Annotated in this window: 16 protein-coding genes; 6 read left to right on the top strand and 10 right to left on the bottom strand. The window is 68.1% G+C overall.

The window, feature by feature from the left end; all coding sequences use genetic code 11:
* The first annotated feature begins 55 nt into the window (after positions 1-55).
* Positions 56-673: a TetR/AcrR family transcriptional regulator gene (locus ACY0PA_RS34510; RefSeq protein WP_411088894.1), complete on the top strand. Its 618-nt coding sequence runs from the start codon at positions 56-58 to the stop codon at positions 671-673.
* Positions 674-694: 21 nt separating this feature from the next.
* On the opposite strand, the gene ACY0PA_RS34515 is transcribed toward ACY0PA_RS34510, so the two are convergent.
* The 9 genes from ACY0PA_RS34515 to ACY0PA_RS34555 form a co-directional block, all read right to left on the bottom strand.
* Positions 695-2164, bottom strand: coding sequence for a class I adenylate-forming enzyme family protein (locus ACY0PA_RS34515; RefSeq protein ID WP_473081358.1), 1470 nt, complete (start codon positions 2162-2164; stop codon positions 695-697).
* Positions 2165-2280: 116 nt separating this feature from the next.
* Positions 2281-3864: an AMP-binding protein gene (locus ACY0PA_RS34520; protein ID WP_473081359.1), complete on the bottom strand. Its 1584-nt coding sequence runs from the start codon at positions 3862-3864 to the stop codon at positions 2281-2283.
* Between the two features lie 42 nt (positions 3865-3906).
* A complete protein-coding gene (locus ACY0PA_RS34525; RefSeq protein WP_473081360.1) occupies positions 3907-4596 on the bottom strand; it encodes a winged helix-turn-helix transcriptional regulator in 690 nt (229 codons plus the stop codon).
* Positions 4597-4672: 76 nt separating this feature from the next.
* Complete coding sequence (locus ACY0PA_RS34530) at positions 4673-5719, bottom strand: LLM class flavin-dependent oxidoreductase (protein WP_473081361.1); 1047 nt, start codon at positions 5717-5719, stop codon at positions 4673-4675.
* Complete coding sequence (locus tag ACY0PA_RS34535; RefSeq protein ID WP_473081362.1) at positions 5716-6189, bottom strand: PaaI family thioesterase; 474 nt, start codon at positions 6187-6189, stop codon at positions 5716-5718. Before ACY0PA_RS34535 ends, ACY0PA_RS34530 begins: the two co-directional genes overlap by 4 nt.
* A 10-nt stretch (positions 6190-6199) precedes the next feature.
* The gene (locus tag ACY0PA_RS34540) at positions 6200-7084 is read right to left on the bottom strand and encodes an MBL fold metallo-hydrolase (RefSeq protein ID WP_473081363.1); all 885 of its coding nucleotides are present in this window, start codon (positions 7082-7084) and stop codon (positions 6200-6202) included.
* 66 nt (positions 7085-7150) lie between these two features.
* Positions 7151-7984, bottom strand: a complete 834-nt coding sequence (locus ACY0PA_RS34545; RefSeq protein ID WP_473081364.1) for an alpha/beta fold hydrolase — start codon at positions 7982-7984, stop codon at positions 7151-7153.
* Positions 7981-8886, bottom strand: a complete 906-nt coding sequence (locus tag ACY0PA_RS34550) for an alpha/beta hydrolase (protein ID WP_411088902.1) — start codon at positions 8884-8886, stop codon at positions 7981-7983. The genes ACY0PA_RS34545 and ACY0PA_RS34550 overlap by 4 nt, the downstream gene beginning before the upstream one ends.
* On the bottom strand, positions 8879-9367 hold the full coding sequence (locus tag ACY0PA_RS34555; protein WP_411088903.1) for a DUF6841 family protein: 489 nt from the start codon (positions 9365-9367) through the stop codon (positions 8879-8881). Before ACY0PA_RS34555 ends, ACY0PA_RS34550 begins: the two co-directional genes overlap by 8 nt.
* 647 nt (positions 9368-10014) lie before the next feature.
* Between ACY0PA_RS34555 and ACY0PA_RS34560 the strand changes: the two genes are divergently transcribed.
* Positions 10015-10593 (top strand): TetR/AcrR family transcriptional regulator, encoded by a 579-nt coding sequence (locus ACY0PA_RS34560; protein ID WP_473081365.1) that lies wholly within the window; start codon positions 10015-10017, stop codon positions 10591-10593.
* Between the two features lie 40 nt (positions 10594-10633).
* Positions 10634-11557, top strand: coding sequence for an MBL fold metallo-hydrolase (locus ACY0PA_RS34565; RefSeq protein ID WP_473081366.1), 924 nt, complete (start codon positions 10634-10636; stop codon positions 11555-11557).
* A 32-nt stretch (positions 11558-11589) separates the two neighbouring features.
* Here ACY0PA_RS34565 and ACY0PA_RS34570 read toward each other — a convergent pair whose 3' ends face one another.
* Complete coding sequence (locus ACY0PA_RS34570) at positions 11590-12165, bottom strand: TetR/AcrR family transcriptional regulator (RefSeq protein WP_411088906.1); 576 nt, start codon at positions 12163-12165, stop codon at positions 11590-11592.
* Between the two features lie 131 nt (positions 12166-12296).
* On the opposite strand from ACY0PA_RS34570, the gene ACY0PA_RS34575 reads away from it, so the two are divergent.
* From ACY0PA_RS34575 to ACY0PA_RS34585, 3 genes are read left to right on the top strand one after another with little or no spacing between them, the layout of a single operon-like run.
* A complete protein-coding gene (locus ACY0PA_RS34575) occupies positions 12297-13490 on the top strand; it encodes an acyl-CoA dehydrogenase family protein (RefSeq protein ID WP_473081367.1) in 1194 nt (397 codons plus the stop codon).
* Positions 13487-14527 (top strand): phosphotransferase family protein, encoded by a 1041-nt coding sequence (locus ACY0PA_RS34580; RefSeq protein WP_411088908.1) that lies wholly within the window; start codon positions 13487-13489, stop codon positions 14525-14527. The genes ACY0PA_RS34575 and ACY0PA_RS34580 overlap by 4 nt, the downstream gene beginning before the upstream one ends.
* Positions 14524-15291, top strand: coding sequence for an SDR family NAD(P)-dependent oxidoreductase (locus ACY0PA_RS34585; RefSeq protein WP_411088909.1), 768 nt, complete (start codon positions 14524-14526; stop codon positions 15289-15291). Before ACY0PA_RS34580 ends, ACY0PA_RS34585 begins: the two co-directional genes overlap by 4 nt.
* The last annotated feature ends 108 nt before the right edge of the window (positions 15292-15399 follow it).

Genomic DNA, 15399 nt, shown 5'->3' on the forward strand with positions numbered 1-15399 from the left:
CCCTCCGGCGCTTCGATACCCGTGCGTCCGTGCACGTCTCCGCGGGAGACGGCCGATGACCGGGCCGGCGGCACGCCGGGGACGTCCCCGCGATGCCGCCCGGGACCGTGCGCTGCTGGACGCGACTCTGGCCGTCCTGAGCGAGAGCGGGTACGGCGGACTGACGACCGCTGCCGTAGCGGCCCGCGCCGGAGTGTCTACCGCCACCCTCTACCGCCGCTGGCCGTCCAAGGAGGTCCTGGTGGTCGCCGCTGCGGCGGCGTACGCCCAGGAGCTCACGGCACCTGCGGACACCGGCACCCTCGAAGGCGACCTGCGCGCCCTCCTCCGGGACAAGGCGGCCTCGATGACAGGGAAGGAGGGAGGGGTGCTGAGGTCCTTGATCGCCGAGGCCGGGCACAACGCCCCCTTGGCTGAGGCGCTCACGAACACATTCGTGGCGCCTGTGCGCCGGCGTATGGAGGAGATAGCGCGAAGTGCGGTGGACCGGGGCGAAATCTCACCGGTCGAGCACGCCGATCTCCTCGGCGACCTGATCATCGGCCCCATGATGAGCAAGTTCTTCCTCACCCCCCTGCTCCCGGACGAGGTGGACACGGCCACCGCGGTGGCTACGGCCGACCGCCTGCTGCCCTTCCTTCTGCGCGCGATCGGAGGCAAGGAGAACGCTTGAGACGATTCCTTCCCCAATCGGTCAAGCGCCGACAGATGCCGCGGCGTGGGCTGCTCGCACCGAGATCTTGTCGATCTTGCCGACCGCGTTCTTGGGAATCTCCTCCACCACGAAGTATGCGGTCGGGCGCTTGTAGCCGCTGAGACTGCGCGCACACAGCGCTTCCAGCGCTGCCGTATCGACCGTCAGGCCCGGTCGCGGCTGCACGTAGGCGACGACGACCTCTCCCCACTTTTCGTCGGGTACGCCGATCACGGCCACCTCAAGGACCGACTCATCGCCCGCCAGGACATCCTCGATCTCCTTGGGGTAGATGTTCTCCCCACCGCGGATGATCATGTCCTTCGAGCGCCCGACCAGGGTCAGATAGCCCTCGGCGTCGAGGCGGCCGATGTCGCCCGTGTGCAACCAGCCGTCGACGACGGTCCTGGCGGTCTCGTCCGGACGGCCGAGATAGCCGCGCATGACATTGGCGCCCCGCACGAGGACCTGGCCGGCCTCCCCCGGCGCCAGCTCGGTGCCGCTCGCGTCGGCTATGCGGATCTCCTGCCCAGGGAACGGAAGCCCCACGGTCCCGGCGCGTCGAGGGCCGGCGAGGGGGTTGATGGTGCAGGCGCAGGACGTTTCGGAAAGCCCGTACCCCTCGATGAGCGGAAACCCGTACCGGGCCTCGAACCGGGTCAGCAACTCGGCGGGAGCGGGCGCCGAGCCGCAGATGCCGTAGCGCACGGACGACGTGTCAGGCCGGACAGCGTCCGGCAGGGCCGCGAGCATGTTGTAGATCGTGGGAACAGCGCTGAAGAAGGTGGGGCGCTCGCGCTCGATGGCATCGAAGAACGTGTGCGGATCGAACCGGTCGGCGATGACGACGCTGGCGCCCGCGAGCAGCGGCGTGAGCACGCTCACCACTGTGCCGTTGACGTGGAAGAGCGGCAGGATCAGCAGGCTCCGGTCGGTCGGCCCCAACTCGAGGGCCTTGCGGATCATGTCCGTCATGGCGTCGATGTTGGCGTGGTCAAGTACCACGCCCTTCGGTACTCCGGTCGTGCCGCTGGTGTAGATGAGCAGGGCTGGCGCTGACGGGTGCGACTGGGGTCTGGGGTCTCCCCCCGCCGTCTCTTCGTACACGTCTGCGACGGCGAGTGTGGTGATGCCGCCTTCAGCGGTCGTGCCGTCCTCGACCACGACCAGGCGTGCGCTGGAGTCCTTGAGTTGGCGCGCGACCTCGACCTCGGTCAGCTTCGGATTGACCGGTGTGACGGTGGCGCCGATCCGCCAGGACGCGAACAGCAGAAGAACGAACTCGACGCGGTTCGTCAGCTTGAGGGCCACGACGTCACCAGGCTCGATACCGAGGTCCTGAAGGTGACGTGCCGCCGCTCGGACGCGTTGCAGCAACTTGGCGTTGGTCAGCGACTGACGACCGTCGGAGACCGCGGGTCCGTGCGGGTCGAGTTCGGTGCGGCGGTCGGGCAGCGAGGCGAAATCCATGGCGAGCGTACCTGTTCTGTGTGGCGGGTGGTCAGGTCAAGAAGCCGCGGCGGCCGGAAGCGTACGCGGCCCGGGGCGTGCCAGAGCCGGAAACGGCAGTCCGGTCAAGTCGGTCTTCAGGAAGGTCGGTTGTCGGAAGCGGCCCGCTCACCTTCGCGGAGCAGGTACTTCTGGATCTTCCCGGTGGAGGTTCGGGGCAGCTCACCGAAGACGACCCGCTTGGGCGCCTTGAATCGCGCGATGCGGGATTTGACGTGGTCGATGATGTCCTGCTCGGTGGCGACCGCATCCGGCCGCAGCACGGTGTACGCGACGGGCACCTCGCCCCACTTGGTGTCCGGGGCTCCGACGACGGCGACCTCGAGGACTGCCGGGTGGCTGGCAATGGCCTGCTCGACCTCGATGGAAGTGATGTTCTCTCCGCCGGAGATGATGACGTCCTTGCTGCGGTCCCTCAGCTCGATGTATCCGTCGGAGTGACGGACGCCGAGGTCGCCGGTGCGGAACCAGCCGTCCGGTGCGGCCGCGGCGGTCGCGGCGTCGTCCTTGAAGTAACCGAGCATGAGGTTGTTGCCGCGCAACCGGATCTCACCGATCGTGGTGCCGTCCGCGGGGACGTCGTTTCCGCGGTCGACCACCCGGGCGGTCAGGCCGATGACGTTGGCCACGCCCTGACGGGCCCTGAGCCTGGACTGCTCCGCCACGTCGAGGCCGTTCCATTCGGGGTGCCAGTCGCACAACAGCGCCGGCCCGAACGTTTCGGTGAGTCCGTACAGATGTGTGACGTCGATACGCAGACCTTCCGCGGCGGCGAGCAGGGTGGGGCTCGGCGGCGCCCCACCGGTCAGGAAGCGGATGACACCGTCCGACTCCCGGCTGGCCTCGGGGGCATTCACCACCATGGACAACACTGCAGGCGCACCGCACAGATGGGTGATGCGTTCGCCCTGGATGTGCCGCCAGACCTCCGAAGCCTCCACCTTCGGCAGGCATACGTGTGTCCCGCCGGCGGCAGTGACCGCCCACGGGAAGGACCAGCCGTTGCAGTGGAACATCGGCAGGGTCCAGAGATAGGCGGAGGCCGCGTTCAGCTGGGTGTGCGTGACCATCGCGAGCGCCTGGAGGTAGGCGCCACGGTGGTGGTACATGACGCCCTTGGGACGGCCGGTCGTTCCGGAGGTGTAGTTGACGGACAGCAGCGCTCGCTCATCGGGCGACGGAACGGCTGCCGGCACGGCGGCCGCGAGGAGTTGTTCGTACGCGCCGTCGTCGCCCGGGCCCGCGCGCACGATCAGGGGCGGGTTGGGCATGCCGCTGATCGCCGTGGCCACGAGTTCGTCGAACTGCGGATCCTGCAGGAGCACCGCACTTTCCGAGTGCTCGAGGATGTAGCGGACCTCGGGGGCGGAGAGTCTGGTGTTGACGGTGACCAGGGGTGCACCGGCCCACGGGACGCCGTAGTGGGCCTCCAGCATGACGTGCGTGTTGGGTGCCAGTACGGCGACCGGGTGGCCGTTCGCGAGCGGGGCCAGGGCACCCGCGAGGCGACGGCATCGGTCGTGGAACTGGGCGTAGGTGAAGCGCCGGTCCCCGTCGATCACAGCCGTACGCTCGGGAAACACCGCGGCCGACCGGTCCAGGAAGGAGAGGGGACTCAATGGCTCGAATGACAGGGCGGGTGTCGCCGGGTTGAAGCTCATGGCATCGCTCCTTCACGCTCCGGCGACAGGGGCGCTCGCGCGCTAGATCCCTAGGTACACCGGATAATCGATCTCTGTACCGGACATCAGGTCGAAGGCACGCTCGACCACTTCGTTCCCCCCGAGGGCCACCTGCAAATCTCCCGACTGGACGGCGTCGACGGCTCGCGTGCCGCCGAAAATCAGCTTGAGGAAGGTCCGCACCCGGCAGGTGATTTCAAGGTCGGGGCGAACGGGTGCAGGACCGCTCCTTGTCAACATCCGGCCGTCGGCGATCTCGACATGAAATGTCTCTCTCCCCACGTGCATCTCGTAGATCTCCTTGAGGCCGACGAGCTTGTCCGGCGCGACAACGCTGGAAATGCTGAGGGCGATGAGGTCCACGCGGGTGGTCGCCGGATCGATTTCCGGAGACGGCGGAAGACCCAGGCCCCACCGGCCGAGCGCGACGAGCGGCTCACGAAGCCCCTCGCCCCTCTCGGTGAGCTCATACACGCCCACCCCCGCGGGAGGCGGAAGCGTGGTCCGGCGAACGACCCCGGCGTCTTCCAGACTGCGCAGGCGCGTGGTCAGGCGGTTCGGCCCCAGGGTCGGCAGTGCGTCGACGAGATCTTTGAACCGCTTGGGTCCGAGCAACAGTTCGCGCACGATCAGGAAGGTCCACCGCTCGCCGAGGACGTCCATGGAACGGGCGATCGGGCACATCTGGCCGTATGTTCTTGCGTTTGTCATGCTTCTACTGTACGGCTCGATAACTCCTCACTATATGTGTCGTACATTGCCGCCGATCCCGGTCCGTGCTCCGCCGTCATCGTCGTATGCCCACGGCGTCGGCGAAGGCTTCCAGCTCACGGCGGATGTCGCCGGCGGGTTGGAACACGATCTCGGTGACACCGTTCGCCGCCAGGTCCTGGACCTTGGTGAGGACGTCTCCGGCCGTGCCGGTGAGGGTGACATGCTCGACCAGCGTGTGGGCCCCAGCGTTCCAGGCGGCGGTGTCGGCGTCGTTCAGATGCAGCAGGTGCCCGTTGTGCACCGCGAGGTGGCGTTGGGCCTCCGGTGTGTCCTGCACGACGGCCAGCCATTCCGGACCTCCGGGCAGTGCTTTTACGGCTTCCTCGCCGCCGAGTTCGTAGGAGAAGTGGAACACCTGCGCAAGTCCGGGGCCTGCGGCCGTGCGCAGTCGCTCACTGCTGAGCGCTTCGCCGTCGTCGAGCACCGACCCGACAGCCAGGTACAAGACCTTCTCGAACGACTTGGCCCGGCCCGGGACGCCGCCTCCGGCGACGAACAACCCGTCCCCGAGTGATGCGGCGATCTCCATGCCCTTGGGACCGATCGCTCCGATGTAGACCGGGATACTGCCCGGTGTGCTCGGGAGAGACGCGGCCGTGTGCAGCATGCGCAGCGGGCTGCCCTCCCACTCGGCTGTCTCGCCCCTGAGAAGCGCGCGGAACGTCGCGACGTAGCGAGACAAGTACGCCCAGGAGACGGGCTGTTGCCCCATCGCACGGCGGCCGGTGTATCCGGTACCGAAGGCGACCGCGACGCGCCCGGGGGCCAGGCGCTCGAGAGCCGCCGCCCCGCTGGCGTTGACCATCGGATTACGCAGCGCCGGTACGAGAACGCCGGGCCCAAGTCCGATGCGATGGGTGCGTTCGGCGGCCAGCGCCAGACACATCCACACGTCGGGGCTCTGTTGCGGGGTGTCGTAGAGCCACGCACGCCGGAAGCCGAGCTCCTCGGCGATCCGGACGTGCTCCGGTGTATCCAGCGTGGTCGCGAACGCTGCCGATACGTCCAGGCCCGCCGAGCTGCGGCCGTGAGCGGCGGAAGGCGAAGAGGAGATGCTCATGACTGCCCCAGGGTGTTCGGGAGCCCTGTGACGGGGACGTTGGCCAGCCGCAGCTGGCCGCGGGCGATGAGCTTGCCGTTGTCGGCGCTGGTGAGGGTCACCTGCCACAGTTGCTGGCTGCGCCCCTGCTGGACCGCTTCGGCCAGTACCTCCACCGTCCCGGCGGTGAGCGGCCGGAGGAAGTCCGTACTGTTGGCCACTCCCACGGCGACCTCGCCGCGATCGGCCACCGCGGCCGACGCACCGACAGTGGCGGCGGATTCCACGGCGGTGGTGTAGACCCCGCCGTGCACCACTCCCCAGGGGGTGTGGTGCACGGCGCCAAGCCGTATCTCCCCCCGCACCCGTGTGTTGGTGACTTCGGTGAAGCGCAGACCGACGGCTTCCACGAACGCACTGCGGAACATGTCGAAGCCTGACGTGGGCGCTCCGTCCCGGCCGGCTGACGGGTCGATCCTGGACTGTGTCACTTGTCGCCCCCTACTCGCTCGCGTGGTTCGGGTCGTCCGAGGTCGCTTCGGCGGCGGGGTTTCCGAGGAGGCCGTGCGCGCCGTACCAGACAGGACCGATGTTGAGCCGGTCGGGATAGCGGGCGATGATCTCGTCGAAGAACTGCTGCGGGGTGGGCTTCTCGTCGAGAAGACGTTGCGCGTCACGCAAGTACTGGCGGGTCTGGTCGATGATGGCCGGATCGTCGGGCAGGTCACGGTTCTTGTGGCCGGCCACCACGGCACGGGGATTGAGCGACTCCAGGACGTCGAGTGCTGACAACCACGTCTCGAATCCGCCGTTGGGGGTTTCCAGCAGCATCTGGTGCACGCCGTTGTAGACGACGTCGCCTCCGACGATCAGGCCGATCGAGGGGACGTGAAGCACGGTCGTGTCGTCGGTGTCGGTGTGCCCGACCTCGATCGCCTCGATTCGGTGCCCCTCCAGTTCGAACCCGTCGGCGGGGATCTGCTGGTAGACGAGCGGGGCATCGGGGATCAGGCCGGGAAAGTCCGCGTCCCAGAACTGCTCGCGCCCTTCGACGTTGCGGCGCATGATCCCGATGGTGCCCTCGCTGGCATAGGGGATGGCTTCGGGAAAGCGCTCCAGCAACATGCCGGTGCCGAACCAGTGGTCGCCGTGGCCGTGCGTGGCATAGATGTAGGCGAGGCGCTTTCCGGAGCGCTCCACCCAGTCACCGATCGCCTGCGTCTGTTCGCGGGTGAACGGCGGGTCGACCAGCACGGCCTCCCGGTCTCCGAGGATCAATGTCGTGGCCAGCGGCGACGAAACGATCGGCCCGCCGTCGGGCAGCCGCTCGGGCCGGGCGCGGGGGACACCTTCGCAGACGTACACGTCATAGCTCAGCTCACTCATGTTCGGTGGGTTCCTTTCGGTGCCGTCAGGCGATCTGTCGTACGAGGCGTTCACTTGCCGGCGGCGCTAGCCGAGCGGTGCGAGAAATTCCTTGATCAGAGCCTCCACCTCGGAGGGCCTCTCCCGAGGAGCGAGGTGAGCGACGCGCGGCAGCACCACGAGTTGGGCGCCGACGATGCGGTCGGCCAGGTCATCGGAGTGAGGAGCCTGGGGCAGCGCCTTGTCCTCGGCTCCGGCGATCACCAGTGTGGGAGCGGTGATCCGGTGCAGGGCGTCGATCACCTCGCTGCGGTCTCCCAGCACCGACCGTGTGGCGAGCGCGAGGCCGGCGGTGTCGAGGTTGTTGACCGTTTCGGCGAACCGCGGGGCAAATCCGGTGTCGTGACGGCGGGAGTAGTCACTGAGCATGCCGCCCACGACCAGCCGGCCCAGGCCCCCTGGAACGCCGACCCGTATGAGGAGGGTGATCAGGCGGACTTTGAGGCGGTCGCCGAAGTTCACGCCGCGGGCGGTGGTGTTGGACAGGACAAGGGCGGTCACACGGTGCGGTGCGATGAGCGCGACCCGCAGCGCCATGATGCCGCCCCACGACAGTCCGAGAAACGCAGCCCGGTCGACGCCTGCGTCGTCGAGCACCTGAAGGGCCGCATCACCGCATTCCTCCATGGTGAACCGCCGCGAGGCCGGGGCGCTGCCGCCAGTACCGGGAGGGTCGACCAGCAGAGTCCGCCATCCGAGAGCGTGGAGGCCGGCAAGCTGTGCTCCCCAGCTGGTCTCGCCGTCGCTGTACAGGCTCGGCCACAGCAGTGCCACGGGGCCGTCGGCGGGCCCGGCATCCTGCACGTGGAGCGGGCCCAGCGTGGTCGACACGATCAGTGCGCCGGAGTGTGGTGTGCTCACAGGTGGCTACCCCACCAGGCGAGGGCGGCACGGCTGCCCGGCTCGTACCCGTCGAAGTAGATGCCGTAATGGTCGATGCCGGGAATGACCTGGTAGTCGACGACGCTGTCGGGAATCGTCTCCAGGACTTTCGCCGCGCGGCGTCCGTTGTCGGCGATGGGGAACAGTTCCTCCTCGCCGGCGTCGATGATCAGGGTGGGAATCCGCAGTCGGTCGACCTGCGCGAGCGGGTCGAAGTGCGCCAGCTTTGCCAGGTACGGGGTTCCCGCCATGCTCGGCCACGGATCGACACCCTGGGGAATCGCGTCGAAGTCGCCGCGAGCGGTGTCGATCGCACGCTTGCGGGCCGCTTCCGCCACGGGTCCACTCAGTGGGGCGATGGCGGCCACCTGCACGGCCAGCGCCTTGACACGGTTGTCGTTGGCGGCCAGATGCACGGCGATGCCTCCGCCGAAACTGGTGCCCCACAGCCCGATCCGGGCGGGATCGACATTGGGCTCACCTTCGATGAAATCCACGGCCGCGCGCAGGTTCGCCGTCCATGCGAAGGGATCCACGAGGTCGCGGATGAACCGCACCCGGGTGAGCGCCTCGTTGCCGTCATCGAGGTCGGGGGCGTCGCCGACCAGTTGCAGGGGGGATCCCGAGCCGAACCAGCTGCCCTGAGTAAAGGTCAGGGTGATCATGCCCGCTGAAGCGAACAGTGCCGCGTAGCGTTCCGCGGTGAGTTTGCTGCCGCCCCACCCATGGCACAGCACGACGGCCGGCAGGGCGGCGTCGGGGGCGACGTTCGTGGGTCGGTACAGGTCCGCGTCGAGTGCGATGCCATCGCTCCACACAGTGACCTGCTGCCGGCCGACGCCGTCGGGCATGACCAGCGGCGGATAGACCTTCTCAGCCATGGTTCGCCTCTTCCAGGGCCGATTCGATGGGCCAGGCCTCAGCGAGCCTGTCCTTGTCCGTCGCCGCTGAGTGGATGCCGACCACACGCCAGCCCTTGTCGGACTTGGCCACGCTGAACTGCACCGCCCAGCGCTCGATCTCGCTCTCGTCGGCGCGGCGCCTCGACCAGATCACCTCGACCGCGGCACCGACGGTGTTGTAGACGAGCACGCGCCGATCGGGCACCACGGTGTGGCTGTATCCCGACTCCCGCAGGGGCGCGTAATTGAGGTCCAGGAAGCCGAGCACGCTCGCGTCATCGAGGCACCAGAACGACTGTTCCAGCCCCGTGACGTGCAACGGAGTGCCCCAGTAGTTATGAATGAACTCGGGTCCCTCGTCGGACTTGCCCGAGGCCACGGAGACCCAGCGCGGCAAATAGTCCTCGAAGAACCATTCCGTCACCTCGGCGCGCGTGGCCGCGGTTCGAGTGTCAGACATATCGGCAAATTCCTTCCGAAAGGAGTTCAGTAGCCGGTCATTCCGAGAGCGGGACGGGGAAGTCCGTCTCGCGCCCCACCGCCGCACGAGCGTGGGCACGCTCCCCGGACTGGACGGGTGTGCACCAGCTGCGCGGCCAAGCCAGAAAAGGCGGTCTTCGACACGACTCGCATGAGTGGTGACCAGGAGGGACAGCCGCTCGCGAGTGGCGTGAGCACCCAGACTTGCGGGTCGGTCTGGGTGATTGCCCGCGGAGGTCGGCGTCTCGACGGCCGCCCGACGTCTCGGCGACCAGCACCCATGAGACGCACGATCACTCGCTGGTTCGGTGCCATGCCGGCACCGGCGATCATGGAACGCAATCCACCGAGTGACCTCCTCGCCACATGCCGGAAACGCTAGCAGCGACTATCTGGAATGTATAGCGTCAAGTGGGCGCGAGCTCAACGAGCACAGTCCACGAGCGGCGAGATGCGCCCCGGCATGCCGGATGCGCCGCCTCCTCACCCGCGCCGCCGCCGCGCACTGTCCGACCACCGGCGAGCTCCGCCGCCCCGGACGCCCCCCGTCGACGACCCCGCCTGCGCGAGACAAACGGGATGTCGCCGATACTTGACCTACAGGTCAAATATGCGCATGGTGGAGTCATGGCAAGGCCCAAGGAATTCGATCCGGACGCAGCGATCGAGCAGGCGATGAAGGTGTTCTGGCGCCAGGGATACGGCGCCACCACACCCCAGGGCCTGGCGGACACCCTTCGCATCGGCAAGGGCAGCCTCTACAACGCCTTCGGCGGCAAGCGCCAGTTGTTCGACCTGGCATTGCGCCGCTACCTGGACCTGCAGGTAGCGGCCGTGACGGCGTGGCTGGAGAGCTCCGGTCCAGCGAAGGAGCGGCTGCGCAACGCGCTGCACTTTCTCGTCGAATCCGACCTCGCCGATCCAGATCGCCGGGGCTGCCTGGCGACGAACAGTGCGGTGGAGTTCGGGCGTGCCGACGAAGCCGTGGCCGCACAGGTCCGAGGACTGTTCGACCGCACCGAGAGCACCTTCCAGGTCCTGATCGAGGAAGGTCAGTGCACCGGGGAAATCGACCCGGGGCGGGACGCGAAGGCGCTGGCCAGCATGTTGCTGAACACCATCACCGGCATGCACGTCCTGGCCCGCATCGAGCCTGGGCCTGGCCGTCTCCTCAGGGTGGTCGACGCGACCATCGACCTTCTCTGACCCGCGCCCCCGAGCCTCTGGGGCCGGGCCTGGCCGAGTAATGGCAATTTTGTACCTACAGGTCAAAAATCCCTGTTCCACGAAACGCCGAGCGGAGAAACAAGAAATGGCGAATGAACTGACTCTGAGCGTCTTTACCGTGCCCGCACGTTCGGTGAACGTGCCTCTCCCGGTCCCTGCGCCGCAGGGAGGCTGGACCTGGCCGCCGACGGCAGCGACGCTGATCGCCGGCGAGCGCGAAGCCGTCCTCGTCGACACGGTACCCACAGTGGAGGACGCGCTGAAGCTGGCGGACTGGATCGAGGCAAGCGGAAAGGAGCTGACCACCATCTACATCACGCACGGCCACTTCGATCATTTCCTTGGCTCGTCGACCCTGCTCGATCGATTCCCCCAGGCCCGGTTGGTGGCCACCGAAGGAACCGTGCGCGCGATCGAGGCGGAAGCCGCGTCCGGCAGTGATCGGAAGCTCTACGGCCAGATGTTCGTTGACAAAATCGGCTCGACCGTCGTCGTGCCGGAGGCTCTCACCGATCACCGCCTCGATCTGGAAGGACACGAGGTGATCGCGGTGGCAACCGGCCAATCCGATGTCAGCGACTCCGCGTACGTGTACGTACCCAGCCTCGCCGCTGTCATCGTCGGTGACATCGCGTACAACGACGTACACCCCACTCTCGTGACCAGTGATCACGAGTCACGGCTGGCATGGATCCAGACCGTCTCCCAGATCCAGGACCTGAAGCCGGACATCGTCGTGGCCGCCCATCGGCGCCCGGACGCACCGGACGACGCCCGGGTACTCGCCGACACGATTTCCTACCTCCAGGAAGCGGATCGGGTTCTTGCCGGGGAGCCGAGTGCGGCGCAGTTCATCGAGCACATGCTCAAGGCGCACCCCACCCGACTGAATGTCACCACTCTGCTCTACGGGGCGGCAGCCCTCGGACTGAAGCAGCCGTAGGAGGAATCCGGGCCTTGCCTGCAAGCGGAGCGCTAGCCCTCAGGGCTCGCGCCAGCAAGGCGGAGGGCGAAGTCGCCGTACTGCCAGACGATCGTGTCCTCGTTGAGTTCGCCGTCCTCGCGGTACCACGCCGCCACTCCCATACCGAGGTCGAGGATGGCGTAGGAAACCAGCCGCGCCGAGGCGACCTTGAAGCATCCCTCCGCGACGCCCGCGTGGACAATTCCGCGGAAGCCGGCTTCGTACTCGGCACGCAGGGCCAACACCCGACCTCGATGCGGCTCGACGAGACTGCGGATCTCGCGGTTTCCGACGAACGCCTCGAGCCGGTGCCGGGCGTGGTAACGCACGTGCGCCTCGGTGGCGCGACGAAGGCGTGCCACCGCGCCTTCGCTGCTGGCGACGGCTGCGCGGTGCGCGGTGAGGAGGTCCTCCATCGTGGCGATCATGATCTGGGCGAGCAGGTCCTGCTTGGACGCGACGTGCTTGTACAGACTCGGGCCGCGGATACCCACCGCGCGCCCGATATCGGCCATCGTGGTCGCCTCATAGCCGAGGCGCGTGAACAGCTCCAGCGCCCCGGCACGAATGTCGTTGGCTCGACTCACCTTCGCCTCCCCTTCAGGACTAACAGACGATAGCCGATCGAGAAAGCGACTGTGACATGCGCCATGGTGCATGTCACCAAGCGCCCGCTTAGAGTCCTGGCTAATACCCATTAGCCAGATTGGGAGGCGCCATGACAGTCGACCTCACCCAGGACCCCGTCGCCGCGGACCTCGCGCGCCGCACCGCCGACTTCGTCCGCGAAGTGGTGATCCCGGCCGAAGAACAGCACCGTGGCATCGCGCGCTCCGAGAACGTCCGGATCGGGCTGCAGCGAGCCGCGAAGGACGCGGGTGTCTTCGCGCCGCACGTCGGGGCGCAGTTCGGCGGGCACGGACTGGACATGCGGGGCAGGGCCGCCGTGTTCGAGGAGTCGGGGTACTCCCTGCTCGGTCCGCTGGCGATGAACATCGCCGCACCCGACGAGGGCAACATGCACATGCTGGAGGCCATCGCAACGGCCGAGCAGAAGGAGCGCTACCTGCGCCCGCTCGCGGCCGGCGACATCCGGTCCTGCTTCGCGATGACGGAGCCCGCGCCTGGTGCGGGCTCCGACCCGAGTGCACTGGCGACCCGCGCCGAACGCGTTCCGGGCGGCTGGCGTATCGACGGGCACAAGTGGTTCATCACCGGCGCCGACGGTGCGGGGTTCGCGATCTGCATGGCCAGGACCTCGGGTGAACCCGGTGACCAGGGCGGCGCGACCATGTTCCTGGTCGACGCCGACAACCCCGGCATGAAAACGGTTCGGCACATCGAAACGCTCGACGAGAGCCTCTACGGCGGCCACGTCGAGCTGAGCTTCGAGAATTGCGTCGTACCCGACGACGCGGTGCTCGGCGAAGTCGACCAGGGCTTCCGCTACGCGCAGGTGAGGCTGGGGCCCGCCCGAATGACCCACTGCATGCGGTGGCTGGGCATCGCCCGCCGCGCGCAGGACATCGCCGTCGCCCGGGCCGCCGACCGCCGGCTGTTCGGCTCACAGCTCGGCGATCTCGGCATGGTGCAGCAGATGATCGCCGACAACGAGATCGACATCGCGGCCGCCCGTGGACTGATCCTCCAGGCTTGCTGGGAGCTCGACCAGGGCGGCTCGGCCTCGCAGTCCACCTCGATCGCCAAGACCTTCTGCGCCGAAGCGATCTGGCGGGTCGTGGACCGGGCGCTGCAGATATGCGGCTCACTCGGTGTCTCCGGAGACATCCTGCTCGGTCGGTTCCTGCGCGAAGTCCGCCCCTTCCGGATCTACGACGGCCCGTCCGAAACCCACCGCTGGGCCATCGCCCGCCGCGTCCTGCGCCACCACGGCGAGGCGGCCACACGATGACCGCCCCGGATCGGACCACGGTGGACGGTCTCGACCTGCCCGCACTCGAGCGGTTCTTCGGCGAGCACGTGCCCGGGTTCCGCGGCGGACTCTCCGCCGAGCTGCTGCAGGGCGGACGGTCGAACCTGACCTATCTCGTCACCGACGGGCGGACACGATGGGTTGTTCGCCGTCCTCCGCTGGGCGGGCTCACCCCCTCCGCACACGACATGCAGCGCGAGTACCGGGTGGTCGCCGCGCTCGCTGCCAGTGACGTCCCCGTGGCCCGTGCCGTGGCCTTCGGGGGCGCCGAAGTCCTCGGGGTGCCTTTTGCGGTGGTCGAACACGTCGACGGCAGAGTGATCCGCACCGTCGAGCAGCTAGATGCCCTCCCGGACAGCGAGATCGCACGCTGCGCCTACGGCCTGGTCGACGTGCTCGCACGCCTCCACGCCGTCGATCCCGGCGCGGTCGGGCTCACCGGGTTCGGGCGCCCGCAGGGCTATCTGACGCGCCAGGTCCAGCGCTGGTACGACCAGTGGCAGCGCGTCCGGACCCGCGAACTCGCCGACATGGAGCGGCTGTACACCCGACTCTCCGCCGCCTGCCCGGCGGAGAGCGGCGCGTCGATCGTGCACGGCGACTACCGCATCGACAACGCCATCCTTGATGGCGTGGACGCGGGGATCGTTCGTGCGGTGGTCGACTGGGAAATGGCCACCCTCGGCGACCCCCTCGCCGACCTCGGTCTGCACCTCGTCTACACCGACCCGGCCTTCGCACCCGTACTCACCGGATCGGCCGCCTCCACCAGCGAACGCCTGCCCACTCCGGCCGACCTCGCCCAGCGCTACGCCGAGTCCAGCGGCCGGGACCTCGGCGAACTCGGCTTCTACCTCTCCCTGGGGTATTTCAAGATCGCCGTCATCGCCGAGGGAATCCACGCCCGCTTCCAGCAGGGCCTGACCCGCGGCACAGGATTCGACACCGTCGGGCAGGCCGTCGCGCCGCTCACGGCCGCCGGACTTCGAGCGCTGACACACCTGGAGCCGCAATGAGCAGCGTCCTCGACCTCTTCCGGCTCGATGGCAAGGTCGCCGTGGTCACCGGGGCCAGTTCCGGCCTCGGTGCCGGGTTCGCCCGAGCGCTCGCGGAGGCGGGCGCCGACATCGTCCTCGCCGCCCGCCGCGCCGACCGCCTGGCCGATGTGGCAAGTCAGGTGCGCGACACCGGCCGCCGTGCCCTCACGGTCGCCACCGATATCGGCGATCCGGAGCAGTGCGAGGCGCTGGCACGGGCGGCGATCGACGAGTTCGGCCACGTTGACATCCTGATCAACAACGCCGGCACAGGCACGGCGGTGCCTGCTCTGAAGGAAAGACCCGAGGAGTTCCGCCGCGTCGTCGACATCAATCTCAACGGCGCCTACTGGGCGGCGCAGGCGTGCGGCCGTGTCATGGAGCCCGGTTCCAGCATCGTCAACGTGGCCAGCGTGCTCGGGCTGATCAAGTCCTACGCCCCGCAGGCGGCCTACGCCGCCAGCAAGGCCGGCCTCATCGGCCTCACCCGCGACCTCGCCCAGCAATGGACGGGACGCCGTGGCATCCGGGTCAATGCCGTCGCACCGGGATACTTCGCCAGTGAGATGACCTCCGGGATCCCGGAGGAACAGCTTATGACGTTCATCCGGCAGACCAGCCCGATGGGCAGGCTGGGGCTGCAGCGTGAGCTCGATGCCGCGGTCGTCTTCCTGGCGAGCCCCGCCTCGTCCTACGTCACCGGCACCACGCTCGCCGTCGACGGCGGCATGTCCGGCCACTGACAGTGTGCCCGCCCCCCTTCGCCGGCAGTCCAGGCAGCCGCGAAGGGGGGCGGGCACACGGTCCTCTCACCGCCTTGAACCGCTCCTGGACGCGAGAGCGGGCAGCGC

Source organism: Streptomyces sp. DS1-CR2 (assembly GCF_055760475.1).